Annotated in this window: 27 protein-coding genes and 3 tRNA genes; 5 read left to right on the top strand and 25 right to left on the bottom strand. The window is 67.3% G+C overall.

Annotated features, from left to right (window positions below; translation table 11 throughout):
* Window positions 1–67 precede the first annotated feature (67 nt).
* The 3 genes from ACP7CK_RS04790 to ACP7CK_RS04780 form a co-directional block, all read right to left on the bottom strand.
* A complete protein-coding gene (locus ACP7CK_RS04790) occupies window positions 68–1,594 on the bottom strand; it encodes a hypothetical protein (RefSeq protein ID WP_292149966.1) in 1,527 nt (508 codons plus the stop codon).
* Window positions 1,595–1,864: 270 nt separating this feature from the next.
* Window positions 1,865–2,374, bottom strand: a complete 510-nt coding sequence (locus ACP7CK_RS04785; RefSeq protein ID WP_292149969.1) for a hypothetical protein — start codon at window positions 2,372–2,374, stop codon at window positions 1,865–1,867.
* The gene (locus ACP7CK_RS04780) at window positions 2,374–3,234 is read right to left on the bottom strand and encodes a M20/M25/M40 family metallo-hydrolase (protein WP_426025278.1); all 861 of its coding nucleotides are present in this window, start codon (window positions 3,232–3,234) and stop codon (window positions 2,374–2,376) included. The genes ACP7CK_RS04785 and ACP7CK_RS04780 overlap by 1 nt, the downstream gene beginning before the upstream one ends.
* Window positions 3,235–3,411: 177 nt before the next feature.
* On the opposite strand from ACP7CK_RS04780, the gene ligA reads away from it, so the two are divergent.
* Window positions 3,412–5,742: an NAD-dependent DNA ligase LigA gene (gene ligA / locus ACP7CK_RS04775; RefSeq protein ID WP_426025277.1), complete on the top strand. Its 2,331-nt coding sequence runs from the start codon at window positions 3,412–3,414 to the stop codon at window positions 5,740–5,742.
* Here the strand turns inward: ligA and ACP7CK_RS04770 are convergent.
* Window positions 5,739–6,560 (bottom strand): LytTR family DNA-binding domain-containing protein, encoded by an 822-nt coding sequence (locus ACP7CK_RS04770; protein WP_426025276.1) that lies wholly within the window; start codon window positions 6,558–6,560, stop codon window positions 5,739–5,741. The two genes, ligA and ACP7CK_RS04770, sit on opposite strands and share 4 nt — an antisense overlap.
* Before the next feature lie 131 nt (window positions 6,561–6,691).
* Between ACP7CK_RS04770 and ACP7CK_RS04765 the strand changes: the two genes are divergently transcribed.
* Entirely contained in the window at window positions 6,692–7,933 is a 1,242-nt protein-coding gene (locus ACP7CK_RS04765; protein ID WP_426025275.1) for an acyltransferase family protein, read from the top strand.
* Window positions 7,934–8,163: 230 nt separating this feature from the next.
* On the opposite strand, the gene adhP is transcribed toward ACP7CK_RS04765, so the two are convergent.
* The 3 genes from adhP to ACP7CK_RS04750 all read right to left on the bottom strand — a co-directional run bounded on the left by adhP (window position 8,164) and on the right by ACP7CK_RS04750 (window position 11,962).
* A complete protein-coding gene (gene adhP, locus ACP7CK_RS04760) occupies window positions 8,164–9,192 on the bottom strand; it encodes an alcohol dehydrogenase AdhP (RefSeq protein ID WP_008261496.1) in 1,029 nt (342 codons plus the stop codon).
* A gap of 142 nt (window positions 9,193–9,334) precedes the next feature.
* The gene (gene exaC, locus ACP7CK_RS04755; RefSeq protein WP_008261774.1) at window positions 9,335–10,852 is read right to left on the bottom strand and encodes an acetaldehyde dehydrogenase ExaC; all 1,518 of its coding nucleotides are present in this window, start codon (window positions 10,850–10,852) and stop codon (window positions 9,335–9,337) included.
* Window positions 10,853–10,987: 135 nt separating this feature from the next.
* On the bottom strand, window positions 10,988–11,962 hold the full coding sequence (locus tag ACP7CK_RS04750) for a GAF domain-containing protein (RefSeq protein WP_035310113.1): 975 nt from the start codon (window positions 11,960–11,962) through the stop codon (window positions 10,988–10,990).
* A gap of 203 nt (window positions 11,963–12,165) precedes the next feature.
* Here ACP7CK_RS04750 and ACP7CK_RS04745 point away from each other — a divergent pair, with 203 nt between their 5' ends.
* Window positions 12,166–12,588, top strand: a complete 423-nt coding sequence (locus ACP7CK_RS04745) for a DUF2147 domain-containing protein (RefSeq protein WP_426025274.1) — start codon at window positions 12,166–12,168, stop codon at window positions 12,586–12,588.
* A gap of 100 nt (window positions 12,589–12,688) precedes the next feature.
* On the opposite strand, the gene ACP7CK_RS04740 is transcribed toward ACP7CK_RS04745, so the two are convergent.
* From ACP7CK_RS04740 to ACP7CK_RS04675, 14 genes are all read right to left on the bottom strand, one after another.
* Window positions 12,689–13,675, bottom strand: a complete 987-nt coding sequence (locus tag ACP7CK_RS04740) for an aldo/keto reductase (RefSeq protein WP_426025273.1) — start codon at window positions 13,673–13,675, stop codon at window positions 12,689–12,691.
* A 101-nt stretch (window positions 13,676–13,776) separates the two neighbouring features.
* A tRNA-His gene (locus tag ACP7CK_RS04735) sits at window positions 13,777–13,853 on the bottom strand.
* A 141-nt stretch (window positions 13,854–13,994) separates the two neighbouring features.
* A complete protein-coding gene (locus tag ACP7CK_RS04730) occupies window positions 13,995–14,714 on the bottom strand; it encodes an energy transducer TonB (protein WP_183195616.1) in 720 nt (239 codons plus the stop codon).
* A 14-nt stretch (window positions 14,715–14,728) separates the two neighbouring features.
* Window positions 14,729–15,163, bottom strand: coding sequence for a biopolymer transporter ExbD (locus ACP7CK_RS04725; protein WP_008259452.1), 435 nt, complete (start codon window positions 15,161–15,163; stop codon window positions 14,729–14,731).
* Window positions 15,164–15,168: 5 nt separating this feature from the next.
* Window positions 15,169–16,056 (bottom strand): MotA/TolQ/ExbB proton channel family protein, encoded by an 888-nt coding sequence (locus ACP7CK_RS04720; RefSeq protein ID WP_008258688.1) that lies wholly within the window; start codon window positions 16,054–16,056, stop codon window positions 15,169–15,171.
* 549 nt (window positions 16,057–16,605) lie between these two features.
* Window positions 16,606–16,681, bottom strand: a tRNA-Phe gene (locus ACP7CK_RS04715).
* Between the two features lie 63 nt (window positions 16,682–16,744).
* Window positions 16,745–16,909, bottom strand: a complete 165-nt coding sequence (locus ACP7CK_RS04710) for a DNA gyrase inhibitor YacG (RefSeq protein WP_292148058.1) — start codon at window positions 16,907–16,909, stop codon at window positions 16,745–16,747.
* Window positions 16,906–17,946: a ribonuclease E/G gene (locus ACP7CK_RS04705; RefSeq protein ID WP_008260569.1), complete on the bottom strand. Its 1,041-nt coding sequence runs from the start codon at window positions 17,944–17,946 to the stop codon at window positions 16,906–16,908. The genes ACP7CK_RS04710 and ACP7CK_RS04705 overlap by 4 nt, the downstream gene beginning before the upstream one ends.
* Window positions 17,943–18,518, bottom strand: coding sequence for a Maf family protein (locus ACP7CK_RS04700; RefSeq protein WP_426025272.1), 576 nt, complete (start codon window positions 18,516–18,518; stop codon window positions 17,943–17,945). The genes ACP7CK_RS04705 and ACP7CK_RS04700 overlap by 4 nt, the downstream gene beginning before the upstream one ends.
* A 12-nt stretch (window positions 18,519–18,530) precedes the next feature.
* Entirely contained in the window at window positions 18,531–18,749 is a 219-nt protein-coding gene (infA, locus tag ACP7CK_RS04695; protein WP_008261544.1) for a translation initiation factor IF-1, read from the bottom strand.
* Between the two features lie 103 nt (window positions 18,750–18,852).
* Entirely contained in the window at window positions 18,853–19,335 is a 483-nt protein-coding gene (locus ACP7CK_RS04690) for a UPF0262 family protein (RefSeq protein WP_008260730.1), read from the bottom strand.
* On the bottom strand, window positions 19,332–19,832 hold the full coding sequence (locus ACP7CK_RS04685; RefSeq protein ID WP_040349425.1) for a DUF2948 family protein: 501 nt from the start codon (window positions 19,830–19,832) through the stop codon (window positions 19,332–19,334). The genes ACP7CK_RS04690 and ACP7CK_RS04685 overlap by 4 nt, the downstream gene beginning before the upstream one ends.
* Window positions 19,822–21,111: a UDP-N-acetylglucosamine 1-carboxyvinyltransferase gene (gene murA, locus ACP7CK_RS04680; protein WP_426025271.1), complete on the bottom strand. Its 1,290-nt coding sequence runs from the start codon at window positions 21,109–21,111 to the stop codon at window positions 19,822–19,824. The genes ACP7CK_RS04685 and murA overlap by 11 nt, the downstream gene beginning before the upstream one ends.
* 102 nt (window positions 21,112–21,213) lie before the next feature.
* Window positions 21,214–21,408, bottom strand: a complete 195-nt coding sequence (locus ACP7CK_RS04675; RefSeq protein WP_154725606.1) for a hypothetical protein — start codon at window positions 21,406–21,408, stop codon at window positions 21,214–21,216.
* Between the two features lie 110 nt (window positions 21,409–21,518).
* Between ACP7CK_RS04675 and ACP7CK_RS04670 the strand changes: the two genes are divergently transcribed.
* Both ACP7CK_RS04670 and ACP7CK_RS04665 read left to right on the top strand, forming a co-directional pair.
* A tRNA-Thr gene (locus tag ACP7CK_RS04670) sits at window positions 21,519–21,593 on the top strand.
* A gap of 66 nt (window positions 21,594–21,659) precedes the next feature.
* A complete protein-coding gene (locus ACP7CK_RS04665; RefSeq protein WP_426025270.1) occupies window positions 21,660–22,958 on the top strand; it encodes an amino acid permease in 1,299 nt (432 codons plus the stop codon).
* Between the two features lie 25 nt (window positions 22,959–22,983).
* Here the strand turns inward: ACP7CK_RS04665 and ACP7CK_RS04660 are convergent, their stop codons facing one another.
* The 4 genes from ACP7CK_RS04660 to ACP7CK_RS04645 all read right to left on the bottom strand — a co-directional run bounded on the left by ACP7CK_RS04660 (window position 22,984) and on the right by ACP7CK_RS04645 (window position 26,150).
* Entirely contained in the window at window positions 22,984–23,358 is a 375-nt protein-coding gene (locus ACP7CK_RS04660; protein ID WP_426025269.1) for a YunG family protein, read from the bottom strand.
* A gap of 90 nt (window positions 23,359–23,448) precedes the next feature.
* Window positions 23,449–24,048, bottom strand: coding sequence for a hypothetical protein (locus ACP7CK_RS04655; protein ID WP_230307542.1), 600 nt, complete (start codon window positions 24,046–24,048; stop codon window positions 23,449–23,451).
* Between the two features lie 48 nt (window positions 24,049–24,096).
* Window positions 24,097–24,591, bottom strand: coding sequence for a peptide-methionine (R)-S-oxide reductase MsrB (gene msrB / locus ACP7CK_RS04650; protein ID WP_035309738.1), 495 nt, complete (start codon window positions 24,589–24,591; stop codon window positions 24,097–24,099).
* Between the two features lie 74 nt (window positions 24,592–24,665).
* Window positions 24,666–26,150: a hypothetical protein gene (locus tag ACP7CK_RS04645; RefSeq protein ID WP_426025268.1), complete on the bottom strand. Its 1,485-nt coding sequence runs from the start codon at window positions 26,148–26,150 to the stop codon at window positions 24,666–24,668.
* Between the last annotated feature and the right edge of the window lie 61 nt (window positions 26,151–26,211).

The following is a 26,211-nucleotide window of genomic DNA, read 5'->3' as shown; positions in this document are numbered from 1 at the left end:
CCTTGAAGGGGTCAGGAAACGCGAAGAACCGGCGGCGACCTCATGGTCGCCGCCGGAACTGTCATCGTCAGCAGGTCGAGCCGGAGGTCAGGCCGCAGGTCCAACCCTGCCACCAGGTGTCCTGAGCGTTCCGCACCGCGCCGATGTAGGTCACGCTGTCGAAGAAGCCGTAGAGGGTCTTCGGATCAACCGCCGTCACGGCGTTTTCATTGGCGCCGTTGATGAACGCCAGGTTCTGGTTGGTGATGGTCGTGCCCGAGGCCGGAGCGGTCAGGGTCGAGGTCCCCAGCGCCGTCACATTGGTGTTGCGGGCGTTGGTGAAGACCGCCGTCGAGCGGGCGACGTTGGCCGGACGATACGAAACAGAGCAGGACATGAAGATCGAACGCAGCGACGGCGTCGAACCGCTGTCGAAGCTGGTTTGGGTGTCGCCGTCGGCGATGTCGAAGCAGCCGGCGACCGAGCCCGTGGTCGAGGTGGCGACGATATTGATCAGATTCGGGTTGGTGCCGGTGTCGAAGTGCATGACCGTGTGGGCGTCGGTCGGCGAGTTACGGCCGACCAGGGTCCAGTTGGCGATCTTCGGCTGCGACAGATAACGCGAGGCGTAAGGCGTCGAGGTCGGGGCGGACGAGAACTCGAAGCCGGCCGAACGGCTGGTCGAGTTCGGGGCGCGCTGGGTCACGATGCCGAACTGGGCGCCGCCGCGCCAGCCGGTGTCGGTGTCCAGGCCGTCGTCGTCGGCGCCGTTGATGACGATATGCTTCAGATTGGCGTTGCCGCCGAAGATTTCGATGCCGTCGTCCGAGCTGTTGTACGACTGGATGTGGTCCAGAGTCGTGCCCGAGCCGACGCCGGCCAGGGTCAGGGCCTGAAGCTCATTGCCGGTCGCGATTTCGAAGCCGGAGTATTTGATCTGGATGTAGCGCAGGCGGCCAGAGTTATCGGCCGGGGTGTTGCCGCCGAAGAAGGCGTTGGTGCCCTCGATCTGACCGGTGCAGGTGACCGGCGCGGTCAGTTGGCAGTTAGCCGCAGGCGCGCGGCCCGCGAGAACGATGCCGCCCCACTGACCTTGCGAGGTCGGCGTGGTCGTGCCCTCGACGTTCTGGCGGCTGGTGAAAACGATCGGGTTGGTGGCGGTGCCTTCGGCAAAGATCTGCGAACCGCGATTGACCAGAAGATAGTCGCCCCCGTTGGAGGCGAACACCCGCACGCCCGGATCGATCGTCAGGATGCCCTGCGTGCCCGTAGTCGAGGCCGGATCGACGCCACGGTCGGTGCCGACTTCGGTGCGGCCGCTGATCGCGTAGATGGTGCCTGCGCGAACCGACAGGGTCAGGTTGCCCAGAACCTGGGTCGGCAGTTGGCAGACGCGCAGAGTGCCGTTGGCGATGGTGCCGACATTGGTCAGGCCGGTCGGGCAGTCGGCGGCGGGGGTGCCGGGCGTCGGCGTCGTCGGGGTGGTCGGCGTGCCGCCGCCGCCGTTGCCGAAATCGCCCTCGCCAGGCGAAGCCACCTCGGCGGAGCCGCAGGCGGCGAGCGCGAGGGCGCTGGCCGCCGTCACGAGAAGGGTCTTGAGCTGAAGGCCGGTCATCGTCAGTCCACCGTGTCTGGTCAAAGAGCTATGACAGGGGACGACCGAGCTCATGCCCGGCCGCGATGACGTGATCGTCCCTCCTGCCCGGCTCCAGTCATTAGGGATGCTGTGTGACGGCGCATGCGCCTCAGCATGAAGGTTCGGCGGAGGTTTTGCGGAGAAATAGAATCTGTTTTGCGACGATTGATCTGTCCTCCGATCAATACGCCACATCGAATACGTCTGCTGTCGGTGGTTGCAGAGGCGCAGACGCCGAGCTTCGCCCGATCAGTCGCCGTTCCACCAGCCCAGGTTGAACGGGATCCTGTGGCCCTTCACCGTCATGGCGCCGGTGATCACCGGGGTGCGGTCGCCCAGATTGCGGCGTGCGGTGGCCAGTGCGCCGGGATCGATGCGGGCGTCCAGAACGAGTTGTCGCCCATCGGGCATGACGCCGACGAAATGCAGGCGCTCGTCGGTCAGGTCATAGGCGCGCGGCGTGATCTGCACCGCGCCGTCCGGCCCCGACAGCGTCAAGATCAAGGGTGCGGCGCCCCTCTGCGCCGCTTCCCACGCCTCCAGGGCCGAGGCCTGGCCAATGAACAGGCTCTCGACCCGCCAACCCTGAGTCGGTGCGGACACCGGCCGATAGTCGCCCGAGATGTCGCCTTCGAGCCGATGCCGGAAGGACGCCGTGGCGGCGGGCGTCGTCGCCGTGGACGCCGGGCCGGCCTCGCGCCGCTCACAAGCCGCAAGCGCCGCCAGACAGACCAGGGCTGGAACCAAAAGACGCCGCATCACCGATCCAGCGACCGGTCCAGGGCGCGGAAGCCGGCGATGGCCAGTTCGGTCGCCGCAGTGAAGACCTCAGGCCTGATCCGCTCGAAGTCATCGGTTGGGCGGTGATAATCGGGGTGATAGTCGATGCCCATATAGAGGAAGGGCACGCCCTTGTCGTGGAAGGCGCCCTGGTCCGACGCCGAGACCCAATTGTTCTCCCCCTCGTCCTGCGGCGTGTCCTTGCCGAAGGCGAAACTGACCGGGCCGACCGCCGGCAGGGGCTCCAGGATCGGGCGCAGGTTCGGGTGCTGGTATGTGCCCGTGACCCACAGATGCCCGTCGGTCTCGGCCCGCGCCGTCATGTCGAAGTTCAGATTCAGGGCAATGGACGACAGGGGCACGGGCGGCGCCTTGACGAACTCGCGCGCGCCCAGCAGCCCCCGCTCCTCCCCGTCGAAGGCGACCAGCAGCACGCTGTGCTCCGGCGCCTGGGCCTTCAGCCGTTTGGCCAGCTCCAGCATCGTGGCGACCCCCGAGGCGTTGTCGTCGGCGCCGTTGTAGATCTGGCCGTCGTGCATGCCGACATGATCATAATGGGCGCTGACCACGATGTAGCGGTCGCCGACCCGGGTTCCGGGGATCAGGCCCAGCACATTGGCCCCGCGATAGGCAGCCGGCCCCTGCGGCGAAGGCCCCGTCCCCTCGAACGGCTGCAGCCGCCCGAACGGCGCGGGCGCGACGCCCAGCGCCTCGAGCCGCGCCACCACATAGGCCCGCGCCCGCTCCCCGCCCGGCGTGCCGGTTCCCCGTCCCTCCATATCGTCAGCCGACAGAATCCGCACGTCGTCCAGCAGTTGGGCGTATTGGGCGGCAGGCACGGCGGGCCTGGGCGGAGGCGGACTGACGGGTTGGACGCATCCGGCTAGCACAAGGGCGGCGCATCCGCCGAGCAGGAGGGATCGGGCGGCGGCAGGCGGCATTGAGAACTCCGTAGATGACGATTCAGCCTAGCGTGCGGATCGCCCGGCGTCAGCCCGTGGTAATGAGGCCCCGACATGTCCAGCGCGATTCCCCCCTTCCCGCCCGTCGAAGACCTGACCGCCGAAACCGCGGCGGAGGAGTTGGCCTGGCTGGCCGCCGAAATGGCCCGCCACGACGCCCTCTATAATGAGGCGACGCCCGAGATTTCCGACGCCGACTACGACGCCCTGCGCGCCCGGAACCTGGCGATCGAGACCGCCTTCCCCGACCTGGTCCGCCCGGACTCCCCGTCGCACAAGGTCGGCGCCGCCGTCTCCAGCCAGTTCGCCGAGGTCCGCCACGGCGTGCCCATGCTGTCGCTGGACAACGCCTTCGACGAGGGCGAGGTGCGCGACTTCGTCGCCCGGATCGCCCGTTTCCTGAAACTGCCCGCCGACGAACCCATCGCCTTTGTCGCCGAGCCCAAGATCGACGGCCTGTCGGCCAACCTCCTCTATGTGGACGGCCGCCTGACCCTCGGCGCCACCCGCGGCGACGGGCGCACCGGCGAGGACGTCACCGCCAATCTGAACACCATCGCCGATGTGAAACAGACTTTAGCCGGCGACGACTGGCCCGACCGGATCGAGATCCGGGGCGAGGTCTACGCCCCAAACGCCGCCTTCGCCGCCTTCAACGCCGCCGCCGAGGCCGAGGGCCGCCGCACCTACGCCAACCCCCGAAACTTCGCCGCCGGCTCCCTGCGCCAGAAGGACGCTCGGATCACCGCCAAACGCCCGCTGAACTTCTTCGCCTACGCCTGGGGCGAACACTCCAGCGACTTCGCCGAGACCCAGTGGGAGGCCCTGCAGAAGCTCAAGGCCTGGGGCTTCCCGGTCAACGCCCGCTCGCGTCGGGTCGAGGGCGCGGAAGGCCTGATCGCCGTCTATCGCGAGCTGGAACGCGACCGTGCGACCCTGGGCTATGACATCGACGGCGTGGTCTACAAGGTCGACCGCATCGACTGGCAGCGCCGCCTGGGCTTCGTGGCCCGCAGCCCCCGCTGGGCCATCGCCCACAAATTCCCGGCGCAACAGGCGACCACGGTGCTGGAAGACATCGACATCCAGGTCGGCCGCACCGGCTCCCTGACCCCCGTGGCCCGGCTCCACCCCGTCACCGTCGGCGGGGTCGTGGTCCGGAACGCCACCCTTCATAATGAAGACGAGATCGAACGTCTGGACGTCCGCATCGGCGACACCGTCCGCCTGCAACGCGCCGGCGACGTCATCCCCCAGATCCTGGGCGTCGTCCCCGACCTGCGTCCCGCCGACGCCGTCCCCTATGTCTTCCCCGACAAATGTCCGGTCTGCGGCTCGGAGGCGGTGCGCGAAGGCGACGAGGTCAAGCGCCGCTGCACCGGCGGCCTGATCTGCGACGCCCAGATCGTCGAACGGCTGAAGCACTTCGTCGGCCGCCGCGCCTTCGACATCGAGGGCCTCGGCGAGAAACAGCTGGCCGCCTTCAATGCGCGCGGCTGGATCAAGGAACCGGCCGACATCTTCCGCCTGGCGCGCGACGAGGCGCGGCTGAAGGAACTGGAACGCGAAGACGGCTATGGCGAGACCAGCATCCGCAACCTGGTCGCCGGCATCGACGCCCGCCGCATCATCACGCTGGACCGGTTCCTGTTCGGCCTGGGCATACGCGACATCGGCGAACAGACCTCCATCGTCCTGGCCCGCGCCTTCGAGACCTGGTCCGCGCTGAAGTCCGCCTGCCTCCAGGCCGCCTCGGGCGTGCCCTCTGACGCCTGGACCGCCCTGGCCGGCGCCCACGCCATATCGCCCCGCGTCCTGACCCTGATGGCCGAGGCGACGCCCCCCGCCGCCGATCCCTGGCCCGAGGCGACGATGGACATGAAGATCAGCCAGGCCTTCCCCGGCATGGCCGCCCCCGCCCGCCGCTCGCTGGCGACGATGGTTCAGGACTGGTCCGGCCTGGTCGAACTGGCCCGCGTGGCGCGCGAGGAAGGCCCGTCCGAAATCCTGAACCAGATCGCCGGCGTCACCGGCGTCGGCCCCGTCGCCGCCCTGGCCCTGGCCCACTTCTTCCACGAGCCGCACAATCTTCAGGTCGTCGCCGCGCTCGAAGCCGAGCTGACCCAGATCCTCGACGCCGAACGGCCCAAATCCGACACGCCGGTCGCCGGCAAGACCGTGGTCTTCACCGGCGCCCTGGAACGCTTCACCCGCGACGAAGCCAAGGCCCGCGCCGAAAGCCTGGGCGCCAAGGTCTCGGGCTCCGTCTCCAAAAAGACCGACTACCTCGTCGCCGGCCCCGGCGCCGGCACCAAGCTGAAGGACGCCGAGAAACACGGCGTCCAGGTCCTGACCGAGGACGAATGGCTGGCCCTGATCGGCTAGCCGCGCAGCGTCGCCAGGGCGGTGGGATAGCGGCGTGACAGGGGCGCATTGACCGCCCCCAGTTCCACGGTCCAGTCGCCGGAGCCGTCGGGTTGCAGGCCGGTGACGCGCTCTGAATTGACCAGCCACGAGCGATGGACGCGCACAAAGCCGAACCGCGACAGTTCGGCCTCCACCGCCGCCAGGGTCGCGCGCATCAGCGGACGCCGCCCGTCCGCCAGCAGGAACTCGACATAGTTTCCTGCCGAACTGACGGCCAGGATATCGCCCAGAGGCGCGCGGATGATGCGGGCCCCGTCTCGGATGTCGAAACTGACCGGCCGAACCGGTTCGTCCCGCCGCCGCCGCAGATAGGCGGTCAGCAGGAAGCCCCCGACCAGCAGGACATAGGTCACCAGGTCCTTGCGCAGCTCATAGGGGAACCGGTCGCCGAACTGATAGACGCCCGCGTCCATGACGACATAGCCCAGCTTCCTCAGCGCCACGAAGTCACTGACGTGCAGGGCCGAATAGGTCAGTAGCGCCGCCAGATGGATCGCGGCGAACCGCGCCTTGGGCCGCCATCCCTCGCCCGCCGCCTCGTCCGGCGGCGCCAGACTGGCGGCCAGCCAGGGAATCCAGATCACCGCCATCAGGGTGAGGGTGCTCGACACTTCCCAGACCATGGGTTTCCAGGCGGCTACATCCGGATTGTCCGCCTGAGCGGTCAGGATGTTGACCGGCGTGTTGATCAGCGAAAAGGCCAGCACCGCCAGGGCGCAGCGCCACAGGTCACGACCGTTCAGCCGTCGCGCGATACGCGCCCATCCGCTCGTCACGATACGCGCGCCGTTCGTCCCGACGCCCCCGGCGCCGTCCCCGCCAGGCGACCGCACAGCCCCGGGCGATTGCTGACCCGTCCGTCGTTCCGCGAGGACGGGGCCTGCATCATTCGCCATGGAGTTCTCGCATGTCTGTTCCGCCCCCGCTCGTGTCATCGTCCGCGATGCCGGGCCGACGATATGATCTGGACTGGATCCGTGTCGGCGCCTTCATGCTGCTGATCCTCTATCACGTCGGCATGTTCTACGTGCCTTGGGACTACCATGTGAACAGCCCACGTCCGGTCGAGGCGCTTGAGCCGATCATGCTGCTGACGAACCCCTGGCGGCTGACCCTGCTGTTCCTGGTTTCGGGCTGTGCGACCCGGTTTCTGGCGGACGGGTTCGCCGCGCGCGGGCAAAGCGGATGGGCGCTGGCCGGATCGCGCATCCTGCGCCTCTTGCCGCCGCTGTTGTTCGGCATGTTCGTCATTGTGCCGCCCCAGAGCTATTACGAAATCCTCGAAGCGGCCAAGGGCCTGGGCATAGCCGACCCCGCGCATGGACCGGTGCTCAAGGACTTCTGGGTGCGGTACGTCACCTCGACCGGCCACTGGTGCGACGCCGACGGTTGCCTGACCACGCCGACGTGGAACCACCTGTGGTTCATCGCCTATCTGCTGCCCTACAGTCTGTTGCTGACGGTGATGATCGCCTTTCCGGCCGTCCGGCGCGCGCTTCAGGCGGTGGGGGATCGAGTATTTCGGGGATGGGGGCTGGTGGTCTGGCCGGTCCTGTATCTGATCCTGATCCGCTGGTTCCTGGCGCCCCGGTTCGAGATCACCCATGCCCTGACCGACGACTGGTACAACCACGCCCTCAGCTTCGGCGCCTTCCTGTTCGGCTATCTGATCGCCCGGTCCGAGGCGGCGCGTCAGACCCTGATGCGGCTGCGTTGGCCGGCCCTGATCATCGCCCTGTGCAGCTGGGCGGCCTGGGCGACCTATGCCTGGGTCTATCGCGGCGACGTCAATCCGTCCGAGCCGCTCAGACAGGCGATGCGGATCGCCTATGCGCTGGATCAGGCGGGCTTCATCGCCGCCATCCTAGGCTTCAGCGCACGATGGCTGAACCGGGACGCTCCGGCTCTGCGCTATCTCTCGGCAGGGGTCTTCCCCTTCTATATCGTGCACCAGACGGTGACGGTCGTGGCGGCCTATAATCTGGCCACGCTCCAACTTCCGCTGGGCGTGGAGGCCGGTCTGCTGATCCTCATCACCGCCCTGGGCTGCCTCCTCGCCTACGAGGTCGCGCGCCGGATCGGATGGCTGGGCCTGTTGCTGGGGGTGAAGCCGCAGAAGGCGGGGCGAACCGCGCGGTCGCCCGCCTGATGCGAGGGCTGGGACGGCCCAGCCCTCCTAATTCCGCAACAAAACCGTCGCTGGATCAGGGGCTTGAAATTGATTCAAGCCCCTGATCCGTCACGTTCGCAGACGGGCTTATGATCCCGCCCAGGTCTTTGACATCGCGATCGGACAGCCCCGACGCACCGGCCCTGAACGTCGGAATTAGACGAAATAGACGAAATAGACTCCATTTTTTGGAGTGGACCGCGTCTATCTCAGATCGTCATGACGATCCGGCCTTCGATCTGGCCGTCGCGCATCCGCTGGAAGATGCTGTTGATGTTCTCCAGCGGTTCGACCGAGACCGTGGCCTTGACCTTCTCGTCGGCGGCGAACTGAAGCGCCTCCTGAAGGTCCAGACGGGTGCCGACGATGGAGCCGCGCACCGTGGTCCCATTCAGCACCATGTCGAAGATCGACAGGGGGAAGTCGCCGGGCGGCAGGCCGTTCAGGGCCACGGTCGCGCCGCGCGAGGTCATGTTGACCGCCTGTTCGAAGGCCTTGGGCGAGACGGCCGTAACCAGCACGCCCTGGGCGCCGCCGTCGGTCTGGGCCTTGATGTCGGCGGCGGGGTCGTTGGACGTCTTGGCGTTGACCGTCACGGTCGCGCCCAGCCGCCGCGCCAGGTCCAGCTTGGCGTCGTCCACGTCCACGGCGGCGACGTTCAGCCCCATGGCCTTGGCGTACTGAACCGCCACATGGCCCAGGCCGCCGATGCCCGAGATCACCACCCAGTCGCCCGGCTTGGTGTCGGTCATCTTCAGCCCCTTGTAGACCGTCACCCCGGCGCACAGGATCGGGGCGATGTCGGTGAAGCTGACATTGGCCGGCAGGTGGCCGACGTAGTTGGGGTCGGCGATGGCGTATTCCGCAAACCCGCCGTTGACCGAATATCCGGTGTTCTGCTGGTCATGACACAGGGTCTCCCAGCCGCCCAGGCAGTGTTTGCAGTGGCCGCAGGCCGAGTAGAGCCACGGCACCCCGACCCGGTCGCCCTCCTTGACCAGAGTGACCCCGGCCCCCACAGCCGAGACATAGCCGACGCCCTCGTGGCCCGGAATGAAGGGCGGGTTCGGCTTGACCGGCCAGTCGCCCTCGGCGGCGTGCAGATCGGTGTGACAGACGCCAGAGGCCTCGATCTTGACCTGGATCTGGCCCGGACCCGGCTCGGGGACCGCCACCTCCTCGATGGTCAGCGGCTGGCCGAATGCGCGCACGACGGCGGCCTTCATGGTTCTGGACATGGAACATCCTCATCGATTTGGGGGAACGGGCGGACCAGAAGCAGGACACCGGCCCGCCCGCCTGGGAGTTAGCTCTCCGGACAGACGGATCAGAGAGCGATCGGAGAATGGCCGATCCGGAACCGGCCATCCTTGATGCAGATCAGAAGAAGCCCAGTTTGTCGGGGCTGTAGCTGACCAGCAGGTTCTTGGTCTGCTGATAGTGGTCCAGCATCATCCGGTGGTTCTCTCGCCCGATGCCGGACTTCTTGTAGCCGCCAAAGGCCGCATGCGCCGGGTACTGATGATAGCAGTTGGTCCAGACCCGACCGGCCTGGATGGTACGACCCGCGCGATAGGCGGTGTTCATGTCGCGCGACCAAACCCCGGCGCCCAGGCCGTATTCGGTGTCGTTGGCGATCTCCATCGCCTCTTCGAAGGTCTTGAAGGTGGTCACGGCCAGGACGGGACCGAAGATCTCCTCCTGGAAGACCCGCATGTCGTTGGTGCCCTTGAACACGGTCGGCTTGACGTAATAGCCGCCCGACAGGTCGTCCGGCAGCAGCGACTGTTCGCCGCCCGTCAGCACCTCGGCCCCCTCGTCCTTGCCGATCTGCAGATAGCTGAGAATCTTCTTCAGCTGCTGTTCCGACGCCTGGGCGCCGACCATGGTGGCCGGGTCCAGCGGGTCGCCCTGGACGATGGCCTCGACCCGGGCGATGGCCTTGGCGATGAAGGCCTCATAGATGTCTTCATGGATCAGGGCCCGGCTCGGGCAGGTGCAGACCTCGCCCTGGTTCAGGGCGAACATGGCGAAGCCTTCCAGCGCCTTGTCCAGGAAGGCGTCGTCGGCGTCCATCACGTCCTTGAAGAAGATGTTCGGCGACTTGCCGCCCAGTTCCAGCGTCACCGGAATGATGTTCTTGGTCGCATACTCCATGATCTTCTGACCCACGGCGGTCGAGCCGGTGAAGGCGATCTTGGCGATCCGCGGATTGGTCGCCAGGGGCTCGCCCACCTCTGCGCCCGTGCCCGACACGATGTTCAGCACGCCGGCCGGCAGCAGATCCTGGATCAGTTCGATCAGCAGCAGGATCGAGGCCGGGGTCTGTTCCGCCGGCTTCATCACGATGCAATTGCCCGCCGCCAGGGCCGGGGCGATTTTCCAGGTCGCCATCAGAATGGGGAAGTTCCACGGGATGATCTGGCCGACCACGCCCAGCGGCTCATGGAAATGATAGGCGACCGTGTCGTGATCCAGCTCCGAAATCCCGCCTTCCTGCGCGCGGATACAGCCGGCGAAATAGCGGAAATGGTCGATGGCAAGGGGAATGTCGGCGGCCAGGGTCTCGCGCACCGGCTTGCCGTTGTCCCAGGTCTCGGCCTCGGCCACGGCCTGGAGATTGGCTTCGATCCGGTCCGCGATCTTGTTCAGGATGACGGCGCGCTGAGCGACGCTGGTCTTGCCCCAGGCGTCCTTGGCCGCATGGGCGGCGTCCAGGGCCAGTTCGACGTCGGCCGCGTCCGAGCGTGCGACTTCGCACAGGACGCGGCCGTTCACCGGGGAGGTGTTCTCGAAATAGCGGCCGTTGACCGGCGGGACCCACTGGCCGCCGATGAAATTATCATAGCGCGTCTTGAACTTGGGGGTCGCGGCGCGCGCGAATTCGGGTTTGGTCATGAAACACTCCTAACGTTCCCTCGGGCGTCGATTGCCGACGTCGTTGGGACGGGAAGCTCTGCCTGCCCCGGCCGATCCGCCAGACGGGCCGTTCATGGTGCAGCGCAAACCTGTCGCACGCCTGCGACAGTCGGCTCAGTGAGGTTCGCGCGAAAGCCCCAGCCGGTGCAGCTTGCGGTGCAGGGTCGCACGGCTGATCCCCAGGGCCCGCGCGGCGGCCGAGACATTGCCCCCGCTGCGCGCCAGGGCGCGACGCACCGCCCCGCGCTCGGCCTCCAGCAGCTCCGTCTCGACACAGCCCGCCCCCAGGACCTCGGACGCCGCCAGTTGGGCCGCGATCCGCTCATCGGTGATGGACAGGGCCAGGCGGGCCGCGCGGGTGGCGCCGATCACCAGGTCGTCCCGATCGACCGCCAGCAGGGCCGCCGTATTCCGCTCGACCGGATCCCCGGCCAGGACGATCCGCGCCTGGGAGAAGGCCTGACGAAAGGTCTGGGCCTCGATGGCCCGCGCCGCATCCGCCACGGCCGCCGCGATCAGGCCCAGCACGCCCGCGGTCGCATCGGCCCGGCAGGACGAGACGTCCAGCAGACCGGCGAGGCGTCCCAGATGATCGTGGATCGGATGGCTGGTGCAGCTCAGGGCCGTGTTGCGGGTATGGAAATGCTGGTCCCGATGGATGGTCAGGGGCCGGTGTTCCGCCAGGGCCGTGCCGATGCCGTTGGTGCCCTCGACCGCCTCGGACCATATGGCGCCGGGCCACAGCCCCCAGCGGCGAAAGATGTCGTCATCCGCCGCCGCGCCCCGGCGCTCCAGCGGCACCCCGTCGGCATTGGTCAGCAGGATGCAGCAGCCAGTGTCGCCGACGGCCAGGAACAGCCGATCCAGCACCCCTTGCGCCGCCCGCGTCATCGGCTCCATGGCCTGGCGCGCCTCATGCAGTTGCGCCTCGGTCAGGGTCTGGGGACGGCCGCCGTCCTCGGGATCCAGGCCGTACAGCGACATGGACCGACGCCAGGATGCGGCCAGGGCCGAACGCGCCGGCTCGGCGCCGTTGTCGAGCGCCTGTTTGATCAGGCTTCCGTGATCGTTTCCTGGCCGATCGCCCATGGTGTCTCCCAAGGCTTGTTTCGCCAGATCAGACGCTTGCCGCGCCACAAGGTCAAGGCGACCCGGCTGAACGCCGCGAAAGCTTCCCTAAGGTCCGGTTTTCATTGGCGATAGGGGATCAGTTCAGCCTTGTTTTGAACCGAAACCCGGATCACCCTGCATATCAACGGGCCGCCGAACCGGCCCGAGAAAAGGGAACGACCATGAAGACCAAGATCATGCTGGCCGCCGCCGCCCTGGCGGCTGCGCTCGCCTCTCCCGCCCTGGCCGCGGATCCGACCGGCCTGTGGCAGACCCCGACCAACGGCGGCCAGGTGCGGATCGCCCGTTGCGGCCAGGCCCTGTGTGGAACCCTGGTGACGTCGAACCATATCCGGGCGGACGCCGACGTCCGGGACGAGCATAATCGCGACACCGCCCTGCGTAGCCGCACCCTGCGGAACCTGCCGATGCTGACCGGCTTCACCGGCGGCCCGACCGAATGGCGCAACGGCTCGGTCTATAACCCGACCGACGGCCGCACCTATCGCGGCACCATCACCATGACCAATGACAACAGCCTGAACCTGCGCGGCTGTGTCGTCGCCCCCCTGTGCAAGACCCAGACCTGGACGCGCATCCAGTAGGCCCGCCCCAGACAGACGAAGGCCCGGCCGGATCGCTCCGGCCGGGCCTTTTCATGCCTGCCGTCAGGCTTGACGGATCGGCCTCGGGCGGCCTGCGCCCCTAGCGGTTCAGGGCCACACGCGCCGCCTCGGCGTAGCGGTGGCCCACGGCCGCGCCCTTGGGGAAGACTGCATCGATGCGCGCCAGATCTTCCGGCGTCAGGACGATGTCCGTCGCGGCGGCGTTCTGTTCCAGAGTAGCGATGCGGCGGGTGCCGGGGATCGGAACCAGATCCTCGCCCTGGGCCAGGACCCAGGCCAGGGCCAGTTGGGCGGCGGTCACGCCCTTGTCGGCGGCGATGGTCTTCACCGCCTCGACCAGATCCAGGTTCTTCTGGAAATTATCGCCCATGAAGCGCGGATTGGTGCGGCGGAAGTCGTCCGCCTCCAGATCGTCGATGGACTTGATGTCGCCGGACAGGAAGCCCCGGCCCAACGGGCTGTAGGGCACGAAGCCGATGCCCAGTTCCCGCACGACCGCGAACAGTTCGTCTTCCGGGTCCCGCGTCCACAGCGAATACTCGGTTTGCAGGGCGGTGATCGGATGGGTCGCATGGGCCTTGCGCAGGGTGTCCGGCGCGGCCTCGGACAGGCCCAGGAAGCGGACCTTGCCCTCCTTGACCAGTTCGGCCATGGCGCCGACCGTCTCCTCGATCGGCGTGTCGGGATCGACCCGGTGCAGATAATACAGATCGACGTGATCGACGCCGAGACGCTGAAGACTGCCCTCGATGGCGCGGCGGACATTGGCCGGGCTGCCGTCGACCAGAAGCTTGGAGCGGTCGGCGTTGTAGTTGATGCCGAACTTGGTGGCGATGAAGGCCTGATCGCGCCGGTCCTTCAGCGCCTTGCCGACCAGCATCTCATTGGTGTGCGGGCCGTACATCTCGGCCGTGTCGAACAGGGTGACGCCCAGGTCGAGGGCGCGGTGGATGACGGATATGGACTGGCTCTCGTCCGCGCCGCCGTAGAAGGCGCTCATGCCCATGCAGCCCAGGCCTATGGCCGAAACCTCAGGACCGTTCAGGCCCAACTTGCGCGTCTTCATCTGCGCTCTCCTGTCGATGTGGGGGATCAGCGTTCAAAGACGCCGACCATCAGGAGATGGTCACTGCAGCGGCGGGCCGCAAGCCCGGCCGCGCTGCGCGATGGTACCGCCTCTCAGGCTTGAACTGAGGACCTCCGGTTCCACAAACCGGCGCTCTAACCAACTGAGCTAAGGCGGCCCGCGCGTCGCGAGGCGCGTTCTCTACCGGGACTGCGGCAGGGGATCAAGCGGCTTCATCAGATTTCGTCACCGCGCGGCATAAAAGAAAAACGCCCCGGAGATCACTCTCCGAGGCGTCTGTTTTCTTCGACGGAGCGCCTTACCCGAGGGTGAAGGGCACCCGGACGCGGAAGGTGGCGTCCTGGGCCGCGCCATCGACGGTACGCGGGGACAGTTGTCCACGCTGAACCACGCGAACAGCGGCGCGACCGAAGCCCATACCCGCAGGCTCTTCCGACACCACGCGGCAGTTCGCCGGAGAGCCGTTAGACCGAGCGGTGCACTCGACCGTTGCCGATCCGCTGATTTCCCGTTCCAAAGCGCGAGCCGGGAAGTCGTCGGCGGTCGGACGCGGCTGACGCGACCACTGCACGTTCGTGATCGTGGACGGACGCGGCGGAGCCGGCGGAGCCGGAGGCGGCGGCGGTCCAGGAATGTTCACGGGCGGCCCCGTGTACTCGACCCGGTCTTCCTTCTTCGTCGGCGTGATGTTCACCGGCGGAGGAGGAGTCACGTTCGGAACCGGAGCCGGCACCCGCACCTGAAGCTTGGGCGGAGGCGGCGTATCCGTCGGCGGAGGCGGCGGGGGCGGAGGGGGCGGAGGCGGCGGAACCGGCTCGACCAACTCGACCTCGACGGACTCGTCGACGTAGTTGAACTCCTTGAGTTTGAACTTCGACTGCTGAAGGAAGAAGATCAGCAGGGCGAACAGGAGGGTGACGATCAGAAGGCAGACGATCAGGACGGGGTAGGAAACCCCCATGAAGCCCTTCTTCTTGGGTACGTCGTAACGACTGCGATGATATGCGACGTCTGTCATTCTATCTCCGCACTCTAGCTCGTCGCCTGGTCTTCGCCGACCAGTGCAACGCTGTAGAAGCCGTTATCCTGCAAAGCGTTCATGACCTGCATGAAATCACCATAGCGGGTGTTTTGGTCGCCCCGAATGAAGATCCGCTCATCGGCCGGGTTCCGGGATCCGATCTGCTTCAGCAGATCTTCGCCCAGAGAGCCGACGCTGGTCGGGAAGTCGCCCACAAAGACGTCGCCGTCGTTCTGGATCGAAATATAGACCGGCTTGGGCGGGTTCGGAGCCGCCTTAGCGACGGCGATTGGCAACTCGACCGGCACCGACACGGAAGCGAGCGGAGCCGCGACCATGAAGATGATGAGGAGGACCAACATGATGTCAACGAAAGGCGTGACGTTGATATCGCTGTTGGCCTCGACCTTGTTGCCGCCGCCGCCCGATTTAATCTTGGCGGCCATCCGTCTTACGCCCCCTTGTCGAGCTGACGCGAGATGCCGTTCAGCAGCTCGGCGGCGAAGCCATCGGCGCGGGTGCCGTAGGCGGCGATGCGCGTGTTGAAGTAGTTATAGAAGACAACGGCCGGGATAGCGGCGAACAGGCCGATACCGGTGGCCAGCAGGGCCTCGGCGATACCCGGAGCAACGACGGCCAGGTTGGTCGTGTTGGATTCCGCGATGCCGATGAAGGAGTTCATGATGCCGTAAACGGTGCCGAACAGACCGACGAACGGACCGATCGAGCCGACCGAAGCCAGGAACTGCTGGCCGCCCGACAGGCGCAGGGCCAGACCGGATTGAACGGCGGCGACGGCGGCCTGGGCGCGGCCCAGGGCCGAGTCGAGGTGATCGCCGGTGACCGAGAGACCGGCCTGACGCGACATTTCGACTTCTTCGGTCGCCGCAGCGGCCATGTCGGCCAGCGGGTTGCCGTCGAACTCTTCTTGCGTCGAGACGGCGCGCATGTCCGCGATGGTGCGGGCGCCGCGGAAGTTTTCGAGGAAGTTGTCGGTCTTGCGGTTCAGCGCGCCAAACTCGAACAGTTTGATGAGCAGCAGGGTCCAGGACAGGATCGAGGCCAGCAGCAGGCCGATCATGACGACCTTAACGATGACGGTCGCTTCCATGAACATGGAGATCGGGGTGATGCCGGCGCCGTGTCCGCCGCCGACGGACTCGTTCATGGTTTGCGGGTTGGCCGCGTCGGCGGCCGGAGCCATCGCCGTCGGGGCTGCTGCGGGTGCAGCGGCCGGGGTCGGCTCGGCCGGGGCCTGGGCCAGGACCGGCGAGCTCGCCATCAGCACGGCGGCGCCGGCCATGGCGAGAAGGATGTTCGTCTTTTTGCTGTTCAGCATAATTCGCCAGTTCCTGCTTGGTCTGACTCGTGGAACCAAAGGTGCGGCCGTGTCAAAGAGCCGCCCCCCAACCTGAAAATGTTTCCTTCAACGCCCCGCGTCCCATCGGGATCATCCAGGCGCTGAATTCTTTGATGGAGACGCATCCGGTTTCCCGCACCGCCCCCGTATTCGAACCGCCGGAGAACACGTCTCCTAAGAATCCGTCTGACGCCTTTGTGGGAGGACGTCCTACCCCCTTTGGCGAACCCTTACCGGAGCGTCAAGGGAGAACAGCCGGATTTCACCCGCCGGGCGAAGTTCGAGCAAGTCTTGCTCCTTTCGACCGCCAGCAGGCCGAAAAGCGACACTTTTGTGATGATTTCGCCGCGATTAGCGCAAGCTTGTTCGAAAGCCATAATCCGGAGGAGTTTTTTACTCCTCTGAGAGCGTTTCTCAGATCATCCGCCCCCAAAGCAGTCGATCAGCATCGTTTCAGATGACGTCGTTCCATGGAACGGGACGCTTAGGCTTGGTCATTTCAGGGAAGGTCGGCGCGCCGACGAAAGATGGTGCCTGGAGGCGGGTTCGAACCACCGACACGCGGATTTTCAATCCGCTGCTCTACCAGCTGAGCTATCCAGGCGCCGACGCGGCGTCGCGAGAGGCGGGTCTATAGGCGAGCCGTTTCCGCCTGTCCAGCGTCGTTTCAGTCCTTTTCGCCATCATCTTCGGCGCCCTCGTCCAGGGCGGCCGGGATGGCGTAGCCGCCCGTGAACCAGCGCTGCAGATCCACTTCCGAACAGCGGCGCGAGCAGAACGGCCTGTACTTGGGATCGGCGTCGGCCTTGCGGCAGATCGGGCAGGTGCTCATCGATCAGGTCCTTCGATACGTCCACACCCGCGCCGCACATCGGCGTCGGCCCGCACCGAGGCGCGCGGCCCCATCCGGGCGGCCAGGGGGCCAAGAAGCGCGGCCTCGTCCGGCGCACAGCGCGCGACGACGCGCGCAGACCGGGTGTCGGACAACAGTCGTCGGCGCAGCGCCCGGGCCAGGGCCAGGACTTCGGTCTGGACCGACGGCCGGCGGCCAGCCTCGAACAGGATCTCTTCTATAGGGGTCCGCCGCCAGGGCAGCGACATCTGCAACAATCCGAACCGGCTGATCGGGCCGAACACGGCCTGGGGTTCGTGGGAGAAGGCCGCGCGGGCCGCCTTGTCCCCGGCGGCCGCGTCCTCCGCATCGCCGACCAGGTCGACGACGATCAGCCCGCCCCAGTTCCGCAGGCTGATCAGCCGCGCGGCCTGGTTCAGCCCCAGGCGATTCGCCGCCGCCCGCGCCTGTTTCGGATCACGCCCCGTCCCCGCCGTATGATCAATGTCGACGGCGATCAGGGCGCGGGTGCGTTCGATGGCGAGGTCGACGCCGTGGGAGTTGAAGACATGGCGGGACGCCAGAGCCTCTTCCTCCGCCTCCGTCACCGCGTCGATGGCGGCGAGGCCCGTGGTCAAGCCCCCGCCTCCGGCGAGGTCCCGCAGCTGGGCGGCGATGCTGGGCGCGGCCTCCAGCAGGCGGGGCGCCCCCTCCCCCGGCCCAAGGCGGCGCAGGACCGCGCCCTTGCCGGCGCGCGGCTCGGCGACGACCGTCGCCTCCAGCCGTTCGCCCTGGGTCAGACGTTCATTGCGATGGAAGGGCAGAAAGGCCGGCGCGCCGGCGCCCAGATCGACGAAGGCGCCGCGCAGGCCGGGATTGATCTCGGTCACCCGGCCGACGGACCGTGCGCCCAGGCGATGCTGGGGCAGATCGCCGTCACGATGGATCAGCAGATGAGTATAGCGGCCGTCACGCAGGACGGCGCCGCGGGTCTCGCCCGGCGCTTCATCGAGGAAGACCTCGATCTCGCCGCTCATGCCCGCCAGCCGACGCCATGCAGCAACTGCACCGCCTCATAGAGAGGCAGGCCCATGACGGCGGGATGGCTGCCGACGATTCGTTGAATGAAGGCCCCGGCCGGGCCCTGGATGCCATAGCCGCCGGCCTTGCCGCGCCAGTCGCCGGTGGCGACATAGGCGGCGATCTCGTGGTCCGACAGGGGCTTGAAGCTGACGCGGGTCTCATTGACCCGCGACGACAGCTTGCCCTCGCGCACGACGGCCACGCCGGTGAAGACCCGGTGATTGCGGCCGGACAGCAGCTTCAGGAACCGCGTCGCCTCAGCCTCGTCCGCCGCCTTTTCCAGAAAACGTCGTCCCACGGCGACCACCGTGTCGGCAGCGATGACCACCGCGTCGGGCCGTCGCGCCGCGACCACCTGGGCCTTGGACGTGGCCAGACGTTCGGCGAGGCGCGGCGGCGTCTCGCCCTTCAGCGGCGTCTCGTCGATGTCGGCGGGATCGATATGGTCGGGCGTGATCCCGACCTGCGCCAGCAGTTCGATGCGGCGCGGGCTGGCCGAGGCCAGCACCAGCTCAGGCCGGCTCATACGAGCCGTCCCTTACTTGAAGCGATAGGTGATGCGACCCTTGGTCAGGTCGTAGGGGGTCATTTCCACCAGAACCTTGTCGCCGGCCAGCACGCGGATGCGGTTCTTGCGCATCTTGCCCGCCGTGTGGGCGATGATCTCGTGGTCGTTCTCGAGCGTCACGCGAAAGGTGGCGTTCGGCAGCAATTCGCTGACGGTGCCGGGAAACTCGAGCAGTTCTTCCTTAGCCATGCGGCCTCTCACGCCCGTTGAATATGCGTTCGACCCCACGCCGGGCGGGCGCGAGGGGCGGAATGGAGGGGCCTAATGCCCGAAAATGCAGAGATAGTCGAGGTCAGCCGCGACGGTAGAGGGCGCACAAGAGCGTAAACAGCCGTCGCGCCGTCTCGTGATCGACGATGATCTTGCCATCCAGCCGCGTCTTCAGCTGTTCGGCCCCCTCGTTGTGCAGACCGCGCCGGCCCATGTCGACCGATTCGATCTGGCTGGCCGACGAGCCGCGCAGGGCCTCGTAATAGCTGTCGCAGATCATGAGATAGTCCCTCAGCACCCCCTTCAGGGGCGTCAGGCTGATGGCGTAGGTGCGGGTGAAGCCTCCGCCGTCGATATCGAACACCAACCGGTTGTCCTGCAGCGACAGTTTCAGCCGATATCGTCCGCCCCCCTCTGCATCGTCAGGCGCGCCGACGGGTTCGAAACTGTTCTTCTCGACCAGGTCGAAGATGGCGACGCGGCGTTCGTGCTCGATCTCGGCGGTGGCGGCGGGAAGCGTGACCGTGTCTAGCTCAACCGAGACCAGCTTGTGGACGCCGCTCATGCCGCGCTCCCTTCATCGTTTTCAGGCGCGTTCAGAGGGACCGCATCCAAATGCGTCGGGGCGATCCGCGCCGGCCAGCGCTCGGAGATGTCGGTCACCACGGCGTCCAGGCATTCGACGTCGATCCTCAGATCGCCGCCGCCGGCGAACATCAGGATCACCCGTCCGCCCGGCGCCTCGGTCGGCATGAAATCCAGGGCCAGCAGTTCCAGCGAGGCGTCGGGGCTGCGCGACAGGCGCCGGCTCTTGACCGCCAGCACGTCCCCGAACTGCATGGCGCACATCACCCGCGTCCCGCCGCACTCCCAGCAGAAGCGGCTGAAGGCGATGGTCAGGGTGCGGGCGCCCTTTTCCCAGACGATGTCGACCGGCCGCAGGATGGCGTCCTGAAGCGCGGCGGAGATGATCTGCAGATCGTCGGCGTCCTCGGCCAGCAGGCGCAGCGGTTCTACCGGCGCCTTGGCTTCCGTGACGACGCCGTCGATCTCAGTGCTCATCACCTGTTCCTTTAATCCGTCGGATATCCGCCCCGCATGCGCCCAGCTTCTCCTCCAAACGCTCGAACCCGCGATCCAGATGATAAACCCGGCCGACCGTCGTCTCGCCCTCGGCGACCAGGCCGGCGATGACCAGGCACATGGAGGCCCGCAGGTCGGTGGCCATCACCTGGGCCCCGTGCAGCCCCTCGACCCCCTTGACCTGGGCCTCGCCGGCGTGAACCGAGATCTCGGCCCCCAGCCGCGCCAGTTCCGGCACATGCATGAACCGGTTCTCGAAAATGGTCTCGCGCACGGTGCTGACGCCGTCGGCCGTGGTCATGAGGGCCATGAACTGGGCCTGCAGGTCGGTGGCGAAGCCGGGATAGATGGCGGTTTCGATATCGACCGCCCGCAACCGGATCTTCGGATCGCGCTTGATCAACACGCCGTCAGCGGTGGGCGACACGTCGACGCCCGCCTCGATCATCTTGTCGGTCAGGGCGCCGATCAGTTCGGCCCGCGCCTTGGTCAGACGCACCTCGCCCCCCGCCATGGCGGCGGCGACGGCGTAGGAGCCCATTTCGATTCGGTCGGGAATCACCGACCAGGTCGTTCCGTTCAGCGACGAGACGCCGGTGATGGTCAGGACGTCGGTGTCGATCCCCTCGATCTTCGCCCCCATGGCGGTCAGGCAGCGGGCCAGATCGCCGATCTCGGGCTCGCGCGCGGCGCGGCGCAGCACGGTCGTGCCCTGGGCCAGCACCGCGGCCAGCAGGGCGTGTTCGGTCGCGCCGACCGAGACGAAGGGAAACTCGATCTCCGCGCCCTTCAGCCCCGACGGAGCCTTGGCGGTGACATAGCCTTCATCCAGCTCGATCTCGGCGCCGAGCGCGGTCAGGGCCTGGAGGTGCAGATCCACCGGACGGGCGCCGATGGTGCAGCCGCCGGGCAGCGACACCTTGGCCTCGCCCGTGCGGGCCAGCAGCGGCCCCAGCACGTTGAACGAGGCCCGCATCTGCCGCACCAGATCATAGGGGGCGAAGGTCGAAGTCAGGGCCTTGGCGTGGAACAGACTCTCCTGCCCGTCCGCCCCGTCCCGCTCAGTCACCTCGATGCCGAACTGGCGCAGCAGTTGCCCTAGGAACCGGGTGTCCGCCAGACGCGGCATATTGGTCAGCAGCAAGGGCTGATCCGTCAGGATCGAGGCGGCCATCAGCTTGATGGCGGAATTCTTGGCGCCGCTAACGGGAATATCCCCGAAAAGCTGGGCGCCGCCCTGAATGGCGATGCTGTCCATGACGTCCTTAAGCGCGCCCGAAGTAAACGCCTCGGGGGGAGGGTTCTCTAGCAAGCCGGCGCGCGCTTGCCAAAGGGCGGAACGGGCGCGGGCCGATGACTTTCAGTTGCTGTCTTTTGGCGGGGCGGGCGTGCGGGCCGGCGCCTTGCGACGCTTCAGGTTGGCGCGCAGGGCCGAAGCCAGGCGGATGGCCCGGTCCGCCTTGGCCCGTTCGACCTCCGACGGCGCCGAAATCTCGGGGGGCGAGGCCGCAGCGGCGGCGGGCGGCGTGTCGGCGTCAGGCGGGGGACGAGTCATGTCCGGATCATGCCGCGATCAGGAGCCGTGTCCAAACTTTCTTTCAGATCGTCAAAAAGCCGCTTCCCTCCCCGGAAGGGTTTGGCTATACGGCCGCTTCCTCAGTCGGGGCCGCCGTAGCTCAGTGGTAGAGCGCATCCTTGGTAAGGCTGAGGTCGTGGGTTCGATTCCCCCCGGCGGCACCATCTGAGACTGAAAAGGCCCGGCGCAAGCCGGGCCTTTTTGTTATGCGCGATCAGGAGAAGACCGGCATGACCGACACGCGGAAGACGGAACCGCGCAAGCTGGGCTGGGCGCTGGCCGCCCTGCTCGTCACCGGAAACATGATCGGCTCGGGGGTCTATCTGCTGCCCGCCTCCCTGGCGTCGGTCGGCAGTTCCAGCATGGTCGGCTGGGTCGTGGCCGCAATCGGCGCCCTGCTGCTGGCCGGAGTCTTCGCGGGCCTGGGGCGCCGGCTGCCCGCCGCCGACGGCCTGTCGGGCTATGCCGAACAGGGACTGGGCCGATTCTTCGGCTATCAGGCCTCGATCGGCTACTGGGTCGGCAACTGGTTGGGCAATGTCGCCATCGCCGTGGCCGCCACCGGTTATCTTGCGCATTTCTTCCCGGTGCTGGCGGAACGCTGGCCCAGCGCGATCTGCAATATCGCCCTGCTGTGGCTGACCACCTTCCTCTATATGGCCGGACCGCGCGCCGTGGCGCGTTTCGGCGGTCTGTCGCTGGGAATCGGCCTGATTCCCCTGGCCATAGCCGCCGTCGCCGGCGCCCTGGCCTTCGATCCCCAGATTTTCGCCGCCTCCTGGTCGCCGGACGGCGCGGGGCTGGCGGCCAGCGTGCCCGCCTCGATGGCCCTGATCTTCTGGGCCTTCCTCGGCTTCGAGAGCGCCGGGGTCGTGGCCCAGCGGCTTAAGAATCCCGAGCGCGACGTCGGCCGCGCCACCTTCGCCGGGGTCGGCCTGGCGGCGGTCATCTATATCGCGGTCAGCGCGGCGATCTTCGGGGTGATTCCTGCGGCTGAACTGGCGAAATCCAGCAGCCCCTTCGCCGATGTGGCCGCACGGGTGATCGGCGGCGGCGCGGCGGGCTTCGTCGCCGTCTGCGCCATCGCCAAGACCCTGGGCACCCTGGGCGGCTGGATGATGCTGACCGGCGAGACCGCCCGCGCCGGGGCCCGCCAGGGCTTCCTGCCCCGCGTCTTCGGCCGGGGCGCCCTGACCCCGCCCGCCAATCCGCTGATCCACGGCGGCCTGATGACCCTGATGGTCCTGATCAGCGCCCAGCCGCGCCTGGCCGGCCAGTTCAGCCTGCTGATCGGCGCGACCACCGTGCTGTTCCTGGTCGTCTACGGCCTGTGTTGCGCCGCCCTGTTCCGGTTCAGCGACCGCTGGCCCGCGCGCCTGGCCGCCCTGGGCGGACTGGGCTTCTGCGGCTGGGCGGTCGTGATGTCGGGCTGGACCTTCCTAAGCATCGCCCTGGCCTTCTTCGCCGCGACGACGGTGGGATGGGCTTTCGTTCGCAAGACGGGCGATCCGACGGAGGTGTCGGTTTAGCGACTTCGGGCGGACGTCAAGGACTTCAGCCAGGGGTGGGAAAGGAACAGCAACCTGCTGAGTGCGTCTCCAGGAAGAGGGCTCGCCGCAGCGCCTGATACTGTTTGAAGGTGGTGTCGCCGAACGCATCGTCGCGGCTCGCGGGAAGATCCTCGTAAGCGATCTGCCCTCCAAACTGACTGCTGGTCAGGTCGATGCGTGTGTCGTCTATCAGATTATAGAAGTGATAGTTCGGTCCCACTCTGGTCTTAAGGATGCGACCGCCAAGCAAGTCGTTGACCACCAGCGCCGTAACACTGCACTGGCCAAGAGCTGGGTTATCGCGCGTCCATGTGGTCGCTGTCTCCACCGACCACGCAGATTTCAAACGTCCTTCAAGTTCGTTTAGCGCCAGCGCCATAATTCGATGGTCTCACCGTAGGCGAGTGTCCGCAACAGATCGATTGGCGGCCTCAACGACCAGCCTAAAATTGGCCATGCGATAGCCGCGTCAGTCGTAGGCCGACAGCCCACGCCGCCACGAATCGCGCTCATCGGCGTCCTTGTCCTTGCTCCAGCTGAACCCCATCGACAGCGACTTGCTGGTCGAATCGGCGCCGTAGCCGCGGCCGGACCAGCCGCCGTAGGGAGAATAGAAGCCCGGCCCGCGCAGGCCGTATCCGCCGCCGTAGCCGTAACCCCAGGGCTGGTTGCGGCCCTCGCGATAGGCCAGGTCCAGACGGCCGTTCTCGCCGACCGGCAGGGACACCGCCGCGCCATAGCTGCGATAGCCGCCCGTGCCGATGCCCGCCTCGACCATGCCGTGCATCTGGCGGTCGTCCTGAGGGCCGGGCGCGGGGGCTTCGTCGAAGCTGGCGCCGGGGGTGCGGCTGTCGATCCAGTGCTGGATCTGCTGTTCAGTGGTCAGGCCGTGGGGCGCGGCGTCCTGGGCCGTGGGGGCGGCGACGGCGGCCTCGGGCGCGGCGGCCATGGCTTGGGCCAGGGTCGGGGCGTTCGAGGGCGCGGTCGTGACCACGCCGTCGGGATCGCCGCCCGACATCGCGCCCGGCATCGTCAGAGCCATACCCGCCAAGAGTCCTGCGATCAGCATGCGCCGCCTCCGTTCGAAATCATCCTAGCACAGCGAATGCGGCCAAGGTCAGGCGTCACCGTCGCCGCGGTGCAACGGATCCGGCAGGGGTTCGCCCTCGGCCACGAAGCTCAGGGCCACCGAGTTGATGCAGTAGCGGTTGCCGGTCGGCGGCGGGCCGTCAGGGAAGACGTGGCCCTGGTGGCTGCCGCAGCGGGCGCACTGGGTCTCGATGCGGACCATGCCGTAGCTGGTGTCGCGGATTTCATGGACATGGGCCGGATCGACCGGCTCGGTGAAGCTGGGCCAGCCGGTGCCGCTCTCGAACTTGGTGCGGCTGCGGAACAGGGGCAGGCCGCATTCGCGGCAGCAGAAGACCCCGGCCCGCTTCTCGCCCAGCAGGGTGCCGCAGAAGGGCGCCTCGGTGCCGTGCGACAGCAGGACGCGCTTCTCCTCGGGGTTCAGGTCGGCTTCCAGCCGGGCGCGTTCGGTGTCGTCCGGCGGGGTCAGGTCATAGCCGGAGGGCGAGCGCAGGCGGTCGGACGGGGGGGCGAGATCGGTCATGACCTCCAAATAAGAAGGGGCGGGCCGAGGTTCCACCCCTGCCCGCCCCCGCAGTCCGTTCGATCCGGACGATTTTACTGGAACAGGGTTCCCACCCAGGCGCGGACAGCGGCCTCGTCGGTCGGATCGCCGGTGTAGGCCAGGCCCTGGGCCGGGGTGAAGGGCATGTCATTGCCGCGCTGGCGGGTCATCCAGGCCTTGTGACCATAGCTGAGGTCCGCATAGTTGGACGGCAGGCGCAGGACGGTCGGCTCGATGAAGATCGAGTCCTCGGCCGTCACCGATCCGGCCAGGCGCACGTTCGGCAGACGGGTCAGCAGGTCCAGCGTGTCCAGGCAGCCGCTGGTGCAGCCGCCGTCCACAAGAACGATGACCGGACCGGCGACCGGATTGGCCGTGCCGGCGTCCGGAACCGACGGGCGGCCCGGCAGGGTGAAGGTCGCCTGACCGGCGGCCAGGGCCGAGTCGAAGGCGGCGACGATGGCCTGGGTCTGTTCGATGACTGCGCCCGATTCCTGCACGAAGCGCGGATCGGCCTGCATGCGGTTCAGGGTGTCGACGAACCACTGACGGTTGGCCGGGGTGGCGCGATAGGTGATGGAGCCGGCTTCGGGCTGGCGGCTGACGGTGAACTCGGGCGTCCAGATCCGGTTGGCCAGGCCATAGCCCCGGCCCGTGGCGTTCAGCGACGCGCCATTGGCGCCCCGCAGGTCGATGACAAAGCCCTGAGGCCCGCGGAGGGCGGCCAACTGGCCTTCGACCGCAGCATAGAAGGCGTCCCAGCCCGCTTCGTCGGCCAGACTATGGACATGGACCCAGGGACGACCGTTGACCGTCTCGATCGCCAGGGGATTGGCCGGGGGCATATAGACGGTGGCGCGATAGGCGGTTTCCAGCGCTCCGGCCTCGACGGGTTGGGGCTGCATCTGGAACTCACGCTCCCGACGGCCGACCTTGAAGGTGCAGAGCGACGGCACGCCGCTGGTCAGCGGATTGTTGCGGTTCCACAGCAGATAGGGCGCCGTGCGGACGCGGCCGGCCTCGGTCGTCAGATCGCCTTCCCAACGGTCCAGACGTTCGTCAGCCAATTGCGCCGCAGTCTTGTCGCCGCATTTCACCAGGGTCGAGCCGACCGGCGGAAGGCTGCGTACGCCGGGCTTCACATAGGAGACCACATATTCGCCGTTGCGCCAGGCCGTCGTCAGACCCGGCCAGCCGATGGCGAAATAGGGACCCAGACCTTCGTAGGTGGGGCGGGTCGCGATGTTCGAATCGCGGAAACCGTTGGCGTAATAGCGCAGCAGATAGGCGTGGCTGTCGCCGCTGTTGACGCGGCCCGCCTTGCTCTGGGCGTCGGCCAGGCCGGTGTCGATCCAAGCCCGGAAGGCCTCGCCCGGCGCGCCGGGCACGACGGCGGCGGGGTGGTTGGCGGCCAGGACGTCATGGACCGTCTGCAGGTCCTGCTGCGCGAGGGCGCGGAAATCCTGGGCGGAGGCGGCGCCGGCGGCCAGTGTCAGGGACACGACGGCGGCCGAGGCGGCGGCGATCAGGCGGTTCATGGAGGCTCCTGGGCTTGGGCGATAAGCTGGCGCCGTCGTTAAACCTTATGCCTCCCACGCT

The organism is Brevundimonas sp. TSRC1-1 (assembly GCF_049898245.1).
GTDB lineage: Bacteria > Pseudomonadota > Alphaproteobacteria > Caulobacterales > Caulobacteraceae > Brevundimonas > Brevundimonas mediterranea_A.
The sequence above is the reverse complement of the archived record's forward strand: the minus strand, read 5'-3'. Positions and strand labels throughout refer to the sequence as shown.